Origin of the sequence: Bradyrhizobium sp. 956_D2_N1_4, from assembly GCF_052076025.1 — a bacterium.
Classification (GTDB): domain Bacteria; phylum Pseudomonadota; class Alphaproteobacteria; order Rhizobiales; family Xanthobacteraceae; genus Bradyrhizobium; species Bradyrhizobium barranii.
Genome location: NZ_CP197237.1, coordinates 6,902,944 through 6,916,211, shown reverse-complemented (window position 1 = coordinate 6,916,211; position 13,268 = coordinate 6,902,944). Strand labels below are relative to the sequence as shown.

4 protein-coding genes are annotated in these 13,268 nt (G+C 63.9%); 3 read left to right on the top strand and 1 reads right to left on the bottom strand.

All coding sequences use genetic code 11. From position 1 onward, the window contains the following. The first annotated feature begins 264 nt into the window (after positions 1–264). Positions 265–7,077 carry a VCBS domain-containing protein gene (locus AB7535_RS32710; RefSeq protein WP_354113425.1) on the top strand — a complete coding sequence of 2,271 codons (6,813 nt, stop codon included), beginning with the start codon at positions 265–267 and terminating at the stop codon, positions 7,075–7,077. A gap of 147 nt (positions 7,078–7,224) precedes the next feature. Then, positions 7,225–9,456, top strand: coding sequence for a CHASE2 domain-containing protein (locus AB7535_RS32705; RefSeq protein WP_354113426.1), 2,232 nt, complete (start codon positions 7,225–7,227; stop codon positions 9,454–9,456). 345 nt (positions 9,457–9,801) lie between these two features. Here AB7535_RS32705 and AB7535_RS32700 read toward each other — a convergent pair whose 3' ends face one another. Continuing rightward, entirely contained in the window at positions 9,802–11,397 is a 1,596-nt protein-coding gene (locus AB7535_RS32700; RefSeq protein WP_354113427.1) for an ABC transporter substrate-binding protein, read from the bottom strand. Positions 11,398–11,597: 200 nt separating this feature from the next. On the opposite strand from AB7535_RS32700, the gene AB7535_RS32695 reads away from it, so the two are divergent. Then, positions 11,598–13,253 (top strand): ABC transporter substrate-binding protein, encoded by a 1,656-nt coding sequence (locus AB7535_RS32695; protein ID WP_354113428.1) that lies wholly within the window; start codon positions 11,598–11,600, stop codon positions 13,251–13,253. The last annotated feature ends 15 nt before the right edge of the window (positions 13,254–13,268 follow it).

Sequence of the window (13,268 nt, the reverse complement as noted above, 5' to 3'; positions counted from 1 at the left end):
TGACACAAGTATCCGTCGTTCGATATGGGCGACTGATTACTTTGGATGACTGGGAATGCGTGAAAATAAGCCGAAAATCGACCTCGGAATATTTGAAGAATTACTTCGGCTTCTCTGTGAAGGCGCCGCTATTGGGGACTCCTCCAGCCAAGTGATGGGAATCACACAAGCAATAGATGGTTTCGCTAAGGACTTGGTAATGCTATTCAAGCTTAGGCGGTCGTTACTTACTTAGATTTTAACTCTTTTTGCGGTGCCCCCCGGTTGAATTACGCTGGCAAATTTGACGCCACGATTCCCCTTGATGGCGAGGGTTCCCGCTCGGCCGCGGACGTTCATATCGATTCCTTTACGGCCAAGACTTTTATCGCCAAGCCTTTTGTCGCGAAGGCGCACGGTCACGTGCCCGACGGCACGTTCGTTGTTCCCGATGCTAACCTGATCTTCAATGGCGAGTTCAAGCGCGCAGGTCTCGACCTCGTGCTGTCCCACGAGGGGCATGAGTTCGTCGTTCACGATTATTTCAAGGGCGACAAGCGCGCAGCGATCGCCTCGCCCGATGGCGCCCATCTCACCGGCGACGTCGTCAACGCGCTCACGGGCCATGTGCAGGTTGCGCAGGCCGCGCCCGGCATCGCCGCCGCGCAGGTCATCGGCCACGTCACAAAACTCTCCGGCAGCGCGACCGCGGTTCGCAACGGCGTCTCAGTCACGCTGAACAACGGCGATAACGTCGAGAAGGGCGATGTGGTCTCGACCGGCGCGGATTCGACGCTCGGCATCACCTTCATCGACGGCACCGTGTTCGGCCTGTCCTCCAATGCGCGGATGGTGCTGAACGAGATGGTCTACGACCCCAACGGGTCGAGCAATTCCTCGCTGCTGAGCCTGGTTGCGGGCACCATCACCTTCGTCGCCGGCGAGACCGCCAAGCACGGCGACATGAAGATCGACACGCCGGTTGCCACCATGGGCATCCGCGGCACGGCGGTGCTGACCCAGATCAACTTCGTCGTTCCCGCCGGCGGCGGCGATCCGCAGCCGCAGGCGAGCTTCCAGGTGCTGGTCGAGCCGAATGGCACGACCGGCTCCTACATCCTGTTCGACAAGGTCACGCTGCTGCCGATCGCGACGGTCAACCAGGCCGGCCAGATGATCCAGATCAGCGGCGGCAACGTCTCGATCACCAACGGGCTGCTGTCGCCGGACGTCCAGAAGCTGATCACGGACGTGTTCACGCTGAAGTTCACCGACAACAACACCAACACCAAGCTGACCACGAACTTCACCGACACGATCACGCAGACCAGCGACGGCCTGGTGATCAAGACTCCGGCCGGCTACATCGCGACCGCGCTCTTCACCAACCTCGGTCAGCAGGGACCGCAGGGGCCCAGCGATCACACGACGCCTTTCAACCGTTACCCCGGCAAGCCTCTGTCTCAAAGCCTTGATCTCAACGGCAATGTGAAGACGGCGTTCGCGCTGACCGAGCGCGCGGGCACGACCGGCGACACGACGCATTCCGACACGATCTCCGGCCGCATCACCTTCATCGACCAGAACCTGGGCGACAGGCCCACGGTGAGCGTGAACCTCGCCGAAGCGCCGAACTACGTCTACAAGAGCGCCGGCCAGGATGTCACCGGCACGCTCTCTGCACTTCAGAAGCAGGACATCGCGGCGACGCAGATCCAGATCAGCGTCGTCGCTGACGGCGCCAACAACAACAACGGCTCGGCGGTCTGGACCTACACGATCCCCGACCATGTCTTCGACTTCCTTGCGGCCGGCGAAACGCTGACGCTGACCTACATGGTCCGCGTCGACAACAATTTCTCGGTCAGCCCCGAGACCACCGTCATCCCGATCACGATCACGATCACCGGCACCAACGACAAGCCGGTGATCACCACCAGCGTTCCGGTCATCATCTTTGAAGGCGGCACCAGCGTGCCGGGTGGCCCGCTCACCAGCGATGTGCCGACGACGGGCACGCTGAACTTCGACGACGTCGATCTCACCGACAAGCATACGGTGTCGGTGGCGCTGACCAGCGCGACCCTGCCTGATGGCACCGTTCCGCCGGGCCCGCTCGCGGCGTTCCAGAGCGCGATGTCGGTCGCGATCGCGGCGGGCGCCGACAGCACCGGGGACGGCACCGGCACCATCAACTGGTCGCTGGCCGATCTGCCGGTCTATCTCGCCGACTTCATCCCGAAGGGTGAGGTGCTGACGCTGGTCTACACCGTGACGCTGACGGATTCGCACGGCGCGACCTCGCAGCAGACCATCACCGTCACCATCACCGGCACCGACGCGCCCGCGGTGGTGTGGATCGCGACCGACAAGGCCGGCGCTCCCTCCGGCGGCTTCTGGAAGGACGCGGCGAACTGGGCAACCGGCACGGTCCCGACCATCAATGACGATGTCATCGTCATCACCGATCAGCTGCACGGCCTGACGCCGTCCTATCCGGTGACGATCGACACCGCGGCCTATGCCAAGTCGCTGACGATGAACGATTTCGGTGGCCCGCCGCCGAAGGTGATCGTCCAGAGCTCGCTGACGATATCAGGCGCGCTCAACATGGGTGCCGATTCGATCCTCACGACCGCCGCGACCGGGACGATGTCGGTCGGCGGCAAGGCCGAGATTCTGGGCACGAGCGTGCTCACCAATGCCGGCTATCTGACGCTCGCGGGTGGCGGCGATTTCGCCAGCGGCACGAAGATCACCAATTCCGGCACGATCGAGCTGTCCGGCGGCACGCTGAAGACGCTCGCCACGATCCACAATGCCGGCGGCTTGCTGAAGGCCGATGCCGGCTCGAAGCTGATCGTCGATACCGCGACGGTCGATGGCGGCACCGTCAGCATTTTGGGCACGCTGGAGCTCGACGGCACCAGCCTGATCGAGAACGGCACGCTGAACAATTCCGGCACAGTCAACGTCAAGGGCACGGTCGAGTTCGCCCACGAGACCGTGTCCAACACCGCGACCGGTGTGATCGAGGTGCTGGCCAACGGCTGGCTGACGATCCATCAGGGCTCCAGCGTTATCAATGCCGGCCAGATCACGGTCGACGCCAGCGGCAAGCTGATCGTCAGCAATGCGACCATCGGAGGAGCTGGTGCGGTGATCGACACCGGTGGCGGTGATGACGAGGGAGGCCCCGTCCTCAACGCCGGCATTCGCGGCGCCGGCACGATTACCAACAACGGTGAGATTGATCTGACCGGCGATGCCGTCCTGAGCGGCGGCATTCTGAAAAACAATACCGTCTTCAAGGTGAGCGGTGCGCGCAATGCGCTCAGCGATGAGACCGTCACCAATGCCGGCATCATCGAAGTGCTCGCCAACGGCGCGCTCGCGATCGAGCAGGGCTCGACCGTCGACAATTCGAGCGGCGACGTCATCGTCGACGGCAGTGCCGCACTGACGCTGGACTATGCCACGATCAGCGGCGGCGCCATCAAGGGCGCCGGCACGATCGACGTCACCGGCGCCAGCAAGATCGATAACGCCGCCACGCTCAGCGTCAGCGCGGTGACGGTCGAGAGCGGCGCCACGCTGACGCTGGACGACGCGACCGTTTCGGGCACCGCGATCGTCAATCACGGCACCGTCAATGTCGATGCGAACAAGACGCTGACGTTGAACGGTGCGAGCCTGGCCGGTGGCACGCTCACCATCGCCGGCACGCTGGAATCGACCGGCGCGAGCGCCATCGACAACGCCGACGTCGGCAACACCGGCACGATCTCGGTCACCAGCGGCGCGCTGACGATCGATCCCGGCATCCTTCACGCCATCACCAATCACGGTCTGATCGAGGCAGTGACAGGCGGCACGCTGAAGCTCACGACCGCCACCATCGCCAACGCTGGCGGCATGATCTCGGTCGACGGCGCGTCAAAACTCTATCTGACCGACGTTTCGATCAATGGCGGCAGCCTGAGCAACGCCGGCAATCTCTACAGCGTCGCCGGCCTCAATACGATCACGGGCGGCGTCACCAATACCGGCACCATCGAGGTTCAGAGCGGCACGCTCAACCTGTCCGGCGGCATCACCGGCACGGGCACGCTGATCATCGACGATGACACGACGCTGGAGCTCGGTGGTGCGGACGCGCAGACCGTCACCTTCGCCGGCGGCACCAATACGCTCGATCTCGACAAGACGAGCCATGCCTTTACCGGCACCATCACCGGTCAGGCCTCGACCGGCGGTACTTTCACGGTCACCGGCGATGCCGACATCAAGTCGGGCAAGGGCGATGCGCTCGATTTCACCGCTTCGGGCGGGACGATCGGCCATCGCGGCAACATCGTACTGACCCCGAGCGGTACGCTGACCGGCGCGACCAACGGTATCGTCGTCACTCAGAATGGCATCGGCGACATCTCGCTGACGACATCAGGCGCCATCACCGGCCAGACCGGCAACGGCATCGTGCTGCATGACGGCGCGAACGGCGCAGGCGATATCACGGCGACCATCGGCGGCGGCGTTTCCGGCGCGGTCGGTCTCGACATCGTCTCCCATGGCAACGGCGCAGTCACCGTCACCAACAACGGACACATCACCGGCACGACCTCGTCCGGCATCAATGTCGACCAGGACGATGCGGGCGCGGCCGGCTCGACGCACATCACCAACACCGGCTCCGTGGTCGGCGCCGACGGTTTTGCTGCGATCTCCATCCAGGAGAACGGCACCGGCACTGCGACGATCATCAACTCCGGCACCATCGGGCCAGCCGATGCCGGCAGCGTGACCTCATCGACCTACGCGATCGTCGAGACTGGCGGCGAGATCACGATCAACAACACCGGCCACATCAACGGCAACATCTCGGTCGCCACCGCCACGTTCAATAACAACGCAGGCGGCACCTGGACGGTCGCCGGCAGCGGCGTGTTCGGCGATGCGTCGTCGATCGTCAACCACGGCGACATCGATCTGCACGGGGCCTCCATTTCCGGGGCCGATCTGACCATCGAAAATTATGGCGACATCGACAGCTGGGGCACTGCGTCGATCACGGGCGACATCACCAACACCGGCGCCGGCTCGATCGAGGTTCACACCGGGACGCTGACGCTGTTTGGCTCGCTGTCGGGCTCGGCCACGGGCGCGGTCGTCGTCGATGCCGGCGCGACGCTCGAGGTCAAGGGTGCGGTATCGCAAACGATCACGCTTGCCGGTGACGGCGCCGAGTTGGAGATCGATACGAAGGATTTCGGCGGTTCGATCGCGGAGCTGTCCGCGAACGACAAGATCGACCTGACGATGATCAAGTGGGGCCTCGGCACCAGCGCGGTCTATGTCCCCGATGCCGATCATCCCGCGAGCGGCGGCGTGCTGACGGTCACCGGCGACGATGGCAAGAGCATCAGCCTGACCCTGGTCGGAGACTATCGCGACGCGCATTTCGCGGGTAGCGATGAGGGCGGCCACACGCTGATCACGATCCATGCGGACGACGATGCGCCGACATTCACCACCACGGATGTGGCGCAGCTGACCGCAAGCTTCTCCGAGCAGCCTGATACCACCGGTTCGTCCTCGACGATCGACCCGTCGCCGGCCGCGACCGGCTCGATCGACTTCGAGGACATCGACCTGACCGACCGTCCGACGGTGACGAAGGTCGACCAGGACGTGACCTGGCTCGACGGCGCCACCGACCTCACCGCGTCGCTCACGCCCGACGAGACCGCCGCGTTGAAGAACGCGCTGACGTATCAGCTGACCGGCAAGAACAACGGTACCGTCACCTGGCACTATTCGATCGCCGACAACGCGCTCGATTTCCTCGGCCAGGACCAGACGGCGAAGGTCGTGTCCACCATCACGCTCGATGATGGCCGGGGCGAGACCACCACGACCGACGTCACCATCACGATCACCGGCAAGAACGACGCGCCGACGCTCGACAGCGCGACGCTGGCCGCCGTCGCCGGCAACGACAGCGATCCGGCTGGCAGCAAGATCCGCGATCTCTTCACGAACAAGTTCCATGACGTCGACACTGGCGCGACCTTCAAGGCCATCGCGGTGACGTCGGACGCCGCGACCGCCGACCAGGGCGTCTGGCAGTACAAGGTTGGCGGCTGCTGGGTCGATGTCGACTCGGTCGGTGATGCGAATGCGCTCGTGCTGAGCTCCGCTACGCTGATCCGGTTTGTGCCTGCCGACGGATTCAGCGGCGAGCCTGGCGCGCTGGGCGTCCACGCTCTCGACGACACCTATACAGGCGCCATCACCACCGCTGGCTCGACGGCGACGATCGATCTCACGGCGACGGGCACCGGCGGCACCGCGTCGATCTCGCACGACATCACCACCATCGGCACGAGCGTGACGCCTGCCATCGGCCCAGTCATCAATACCGAGAGCTTCCACGTCGAGCACATCCGCGAGAACAGCAACGATATCATCACCGATCTGGTGGTCACCGATACCGATTCTGGCGCGGCGACGGACATTTTCACCGTCACGGTGTCGACCTCGCATCCGGATACCAGCAGCGTCAGTGCATATACGACGACGGGCTCGCTCGAGCAGATCAACACCGGCCTCGCAGAAGGTGCCGGCATCACCTACGACCCGACAGGCGCCAGCACCGAGCAGTATCCGCAGCCGCCCGTGACGGACAAGATCACGGTGACCGTTGCCGACTCGACCGGCCATTCCGACACCGTGAACTTCATCTTCGTCGAGGGCGCCAACAGCCAGGGCATCCGCCTGGAGGGCACCGACGGCAAGGACGTGATCTTCGCCACCGAGTCGAGCGACACGCTTATCGGCGGCGGCGCCAAGGACCAGTTCGTGTTCGCGCCGACGTCGTCGCAGTCCACGGTCCAGCACAGCGTCGACGATTTCGAGGTCGGCCTCGACAAGATCGACCTGCGGCAGTTCGGCAGCATCAGCTCGCTGGACGACGTCAATATCGCTCCGCAATCGGGCGGCGCCCAGATCACGCTGGACAACCACGAGACGATCCTGCTGAAGAACGTGATCGCGGCAAATCTGAAGGCCAGCGATTTCATCTTCCACATCACCTGATCGCCGCCCGGGCCTCCTGGCGGCCGGCTCGTAGCTTGACCGCGGCAAAAAATCCATAATCCTCAACCGCCGGGGAATAGCCAATCGCCCGCGGACGCTCCATGATCGGTGCGCCGGGCGCGATGCAGGTCAGGAAGTCCGACTGAAATGAAGCGTCTCAAGATCCTGCGGCGGTGGTTTGCGCGGAAGCTCGGCTTCGCGCGGCTGATGTGCCTTGCGCTGCTGGTCGTCTTTGCCGGCGCTCGTGTCTGGGATCCGCCGCCGATCCAGGAATTGCGGCTGCGCACCTTCGACATGTTCCAGCTGATCGATCCCCGCCACAAGGCGGCGCGGCCGGTCACCATCGTCGACATCGACGACAAGAGCCTCGCCAAGCTCGGCCAGTGGCCATGGCCGCGCACGCGGATCGCGGACCTGATCCAGAACCTCACCGGTAACGGCGCGGTGACGATCGGCTTCGACATGGTGTTCTCCGAAGCCGACCGGCTCAACCCGGATCTGGTCGCGAGCCAGATGCGCGATCTCGACGACGCCACCCGCGCCAGGCTGCGCGAGCTCCCGACCAACGACCAGATCCTCGCCGACGCGATCAAGCGCTCGCACGTGGTGCTGGGCGAAACCGGGCAGCCGGCGATCTCGTCCGAGATCGACAAGTCGTTGCCCTTCACCGGCGTCGCGACGGTCGGCGAAGCGGATGCCGAACGTTTCCTGTTCGAATTCCCCGGCCTGTTGCGTAACGTGTCCGTCATCGAGAAGGTCGCCGCCGGCCGCGGCCTGTTCTCGATCAAGACCGAGCGCGACGGCCTGATCCGCCGCGTGCCGTTGATCATGCGCGCCCAGGGCAACATCATGCCCTCGCTCAGCCTCGAGATTTTACGCGTCGTCACGGCAACGCCGACGCTGCTGGTCCGGACCGACAAGACCGGCATCAGGGCCGTGCGCCTCAAGGGCGTGGAGATTCCGACCGACAAGAACGGCCAGCTCTGGGTGCACTACGCCCGCCAGGATCCCTCGATCTACATCTCGGCGGCCGACGTGCTCGACAACACCGCGCCGCCGAACAAGATCGCCGGCAAGCTGGTGCTGGTCGGCACCTCGGCGGTCGGGCTGAACGACATCAAGACCACGCCGGTGTCATCGACCATGCCGGGTGTCGAGATCCATGCCCAGGTGCTGGAGAGTGTGCTCAGCGGCGCGGTGATCTCCCAGCCGAACTATGCGCTCGGCGTCGAGCTGATCGCCGCGCTCGTGATCGGCTTGCTCGTCATCATCTTCACGCCGAATCTCGGCCCGGTGCGCCTCGGGCTCGCGGGTGCCATGTTCGCCGCCATCCTGGTCGGCGTATCCTGGTTCTTCTACGCGCAGTACCGCTACCTCATCGACTTCACCTATCCGCTGCTCTCGACCACCGCGATCTATCTGACACTGATCTTCGCCAGCTTCGTGCGCGAGCAGCGTCAGCGCGTGCAGATTCGCGGCATGTTCGCGCAATACATGTCGCCCGTCCTGGTCGAGCAGCTCGCGCAGTCGCCCGAAAAGCTCGTGCTCGGCGGCGAGGAGCGCGAGATGACGATCATGTTCTCCGACGTGCGCGGCTTCACCACGATCTCGGAGAGCTACAAGCAAGATCCGCAAGGCCTGATCGCGCTGATGAACCGCTTCCTGACGCCGCTGACCGACGTCATCATCGATCAGAAGGGCTACATCGACAAGTACATGGGCGACGCCATCATGGCGTTCTGGAACGCGCCGCTCGACGATGCCGAGCACGAGGTCAACGCCTGCGAGGCCGCGATCCAGATGCTGGAGCAGATCGACGCGGTCAACAAGGAGCGCGAGCAGGAGGCCGCCGATGGCGGTCATGTCTACATCCCGCTCAATGTCGGCATCGGCCTCAACACCGGCATCGGCGTCGTCGGCAACATGGGCTCCGACCTGAAGAAGAACTATTCGGTGCTCGGCGACAGTGTGAACCTCGCCTCGCGCCTGGAGGGACAATCGAAGGAATACGGTTTCCCGATCATCGTCGGCTCCAGGACCGCGCTCGCCGCCAAGGACAAGTTCGCGATCCTCGAGCTCGACTTCATCATGGTCAAGGGCAAGACCGAGCCCGAGGTGATCTACGCCATCGCCGGCCGCGAGGACGTGATGCATTCGGGCGCCTTCCAGCGCCTGCGCAACGTCACCATCGAGATGCTCGGCTGCTACCGCGGCCGCGACTGGCAGGGCGCGCTGGACGCGATCGAGCGCGGCCGCCGCAGCGAGGACGCCGACACGCTGGATAAGCTGTTCAAGCTGTACGAGGCGCGGATCAAGGAATTCCAGATCAATCCGCCGGCGGAGGGATGGACCGGGGCGTATGCGCTGCTGACGAAGTAGCTGTAAGAGTGCGTGGGGCATCGCTGGTGCCGCACTGAAAGTGTCGTCCCCGCGTACGCGGGGACCCATACCCCCAGGGAGATGTTTATCGCGCGAGCCGGCAACTCCGAGTCTTCGCCAAACCACTCCCTGTGGTTATGGGTCCCGGGCTCGCGACTACGTCGCGCCCCGGGACGACAGCAGTGTTTGGCGCGCGAGCGTCCGTCTCCTCTTCGCCACCAGCATCAACTCCCGTAGGGTGGGCAAAGGCGCGCAAGCGCGGTGCCCACCATCTTACTCCGCGTGTAGAAGTGGTGGGCACGCTTCCGCTTTGCCCACCCTACGGCATCTGCGTTTGCCGCCCCCTCACTCCGTCCCGATCGTCGTCAGATCCTGGAACCAGTGCTGCGCCTGCACGAATTGCTTGATCTTCGGCGACAGCGCGTGCGGGTTGGTGTCGTGGACGACCCAGACCAGCACGGCGTCGTCGACGATCAGCGCGTGCGCCTGGGCGATCAGATCGTCCTGCTTGGCGGTGTCGAACGTCTGCTTGGCCTCGCTGATCAGCGCGTCAACCTTCGGGTTCTTGTAGCCGCCCCAGTTGACGCCGACCGGCGCGATCTGGTCGGAGGCGAAGAAGCGGACGATCGCGTAGAGCGGGTCGGAGGTGACATAGGCGATGTTGTTGGCGGTGATGCCGGCGTTCATCTCGTCGGCCGCGCCCTTGCGCCAATGCGTATATAATGTCTCGAGCTCGACCACCTTGAAGTCGATGTCGATGCCGATCTCCTTGAAACTCTGCTGCAGGAATTCGTTCATCGGCAGCGACAGCATCTGGCCGGTGCCGCCCTGCGCGATGATGAAGGTGGCCTTCAGCGGCTTTGCCTTGGAGTAGCCGGCCTCTTCGACCAGCTTCTTGGCCGCAGCCAGATCATATTTCAGCTCGAAGCTCGGTTTGCCGAACCACGGGCTCGACGGGTCGACCTGGCCCTTGGCCGGTTTTGCGAGGCCATTCATCAGGCCGACGACTTCGTCACGATTGATCGCGAGGTTCAGCGCCTTGCGCAGGCGGATGTCGGTCCAGGGCGAGCCCGGCAGCACGCTGAGGTGATAGTTCCAGACATGCGGCGTGACGTTGTCGACGATCTTCATGCCGGCGGCTTTCAGCTGCGGCACGGCGTCCGGCGCCGGCGTCTCGATCAGGTCCACTTGCCCTGCGAGCAGCGCATTGGTGCGCGTCAGCGCTTCCGGCATCGGCACCAGCACGATCTTGTCGGCCTTCGGAATGCGCTTCTTGTTCCAGTAATCCGGATTCTTCGTGAGTTCGGCGAGCTCGCGCGGCACGAGCTTGGTCAATTTGAACGGACCGGTGCCCGAGGGCTGGCTCGCGAACTTGTCCCAATCCTTGCCGAGCTTCTCGTACTGCGCCGGGCTCGAGACCAGGAACCACAGCATCTGATAGGGAAAGAAGGAATCGACCGTCTTGGTCGTGATCTCCACCGTGAAATCGTCGATCTTGGCGTAGCTCGCGACCGAAGGCAGGCGGGTCTTCACCTGCGCGCTCTGCCGCTTGTCGAATTGCGGCGCCTTGTCATTGAGCACCTTGTCCAGATTCCAGATCACTGCATCGGCGTTGAACTCGCTGCCGTCGTGAAACTTCACGCCGTTGCGCAGCGTGAAGCGCCATTTGGTCTTGTCGGTGTCATCCACCTTCCATTCGGTGGCGAGCCCGGGCACCAGCTTGCCGGGGCGGTCGGCGACGTCCATCTCCCAGGCGACCAGCGGATCGTAGATGGTGTACGCCGTGAACTGATAGGCGCCGGCGCCCCGATCGGGCTGGCCCGTCGTCAGCGGGATGTCCGCCATCGAGATGCCGTAGCGCACCACCGTTTCGGCGCGCGCCGTGATCGCGGATAACGCCAGCGCAAGCACGGCGAGGCAGGTCGATAGTCGGATACGCATGGCCCAAGGCTCCCAGGAGATTTCAAGGCCAAACTTGCAATCTTGATGCCAGAATAGGCAGGACGGTGTCTTTGCCGACACGTGATCACACAGACTTGTCGTCGCAGGGGCAATTTGCAGAAAAAGTTTCCCCATTGGCATAGCCATTGCATACGTTTGCATCAAAATTAGTCATTGAAAGCCGGAAGAGGACTGAAACGATGCTTATGAAGACAACCACCCGCGCGGCGCTGATTGCTGCGCTGGCTCTGACGACTGCGGCCGTGTGGCCGCGCGTGGCAAGCGCCGAAACCGTGCTGCGCATCGGCATGACCGCTGCCGATATTCCGCGCACATTGGGCCAGCCCGATCAGGGTTTTGAAGGCAACCGCTTCACCGGCCTCACCATGTACGACGCGCTCACGGGCTGGGACCTGTCCTCGGCCGACAAGGCGAGCGTGGTAATCCCGGGCCTTGCGACCGAGTGGAAGGTCGACGATGCCGACAAGACCAAGTGGATCTTCAAGCTGCGCCCCGGCGTCACCTTCCATGACGGCTCGCCGTTCAATGCCGATGCCGTGGTGTGGAACGTCGAGAAGGTGCTGAAGCAGGATGCACCGCAGTTCGACGCCAGCCAGGTCGGCGTCACCGCGTCACGCATGCCGACGCTGGCCTCCGCGAAGAAGATCGACGACATGACGGTCGAGCTCACCACCAAGGAGCCCGACAGCTTCCTGCCGATCAACCTCACCAACCTGTTCATGGCGAGCCCGGCGAAGTGGCAGCATTTCTACGACAAGGCGGAAGGCGCCGACGCCAAGGCGAAGTCGCAGGCTGCGTGGACTGCGTTCGCCAAGGACGCCGCGGGCACCGGCCCGTGGAAGATGACGAGCTTCACCCCGCGCGAGCGGCTCGAGCTGGTGAAGAATGCGGCCTATTGGGACAAGGCGCGCGTGCCCAAGGTCGACAAGATGGTGCTCCTGCCGATGCCGGAAGCAAACGCGCGCACCGCGGCGCTGCTCTCGGGGCAGGTCGATTGGGTCGAGGCGCCGGCGCCCGACGCGTTGCCCGAGCTCAAGCAGCGCGGTTTCAAGCTCTACGCCAACGAGCAGCCGCATGTCTGGCCGTGGCAGTTCTCGCGCGTCGAGGGCTCGCCCTGGAACGACATCCGGGTCCGCAAGGCCGCCAATCTCTGCGTCGATCGCGAGGGTCTCAAGGACGGCCTGCTCGCGGGCCTGATGGTGCCGGCGACCGGCACCTTCGAGCCCGGCCATCCCTGGCGCGGCAAGCCGAGCTTCGAGATCAAGTATGACAAGGCCGCTGCGCAAAAGCTGATGCAGGAGGCCGGCTTCGGTCCGTCAAAGAAGCTGACGGTGAAGATCCAGACCTCGGCCTCCGGCTCCGGTCAGATGCAGCCGCTGCCGATGAACGAATATCTCCAGCAAGCGCTCGCCGAGTGCTATTTCGATGTGAAGCTTGACGTCATCGAGTGGAACACGCTGTTCACCAACTGGCGCCGCGGCGCCAAGGATCCCAGCGCCAACGGCTCGAACGCGACCAACGTCACCTATGCGGCGATGGACCCGTTCTTCGCGCTGGTGCGCTTCCTCCAGTCGGGCATGGCGCCGCCGGTCTCGAACAATTGGGGCTTCATCCACGAGCCCAAGTTCGACGAGCTGGTGAAGAAGGCACGGCAGACGTTTGATCCAGCCGCACGCGACGCTGCGCTCGCCGAGCTGCACGCGGCCTCCGTCGACGATGCCGCCTTCCTCTACGTCGCCCACGACGTCGGCCCCCGCGCCATCAGCCCGAAGGTGACCGGCGTCGTGCAGCCGAAGAGCTGGTTCATCGACTTCTCGCTGGTGTCGATGCAGTAGTTCGCGCCACACGCT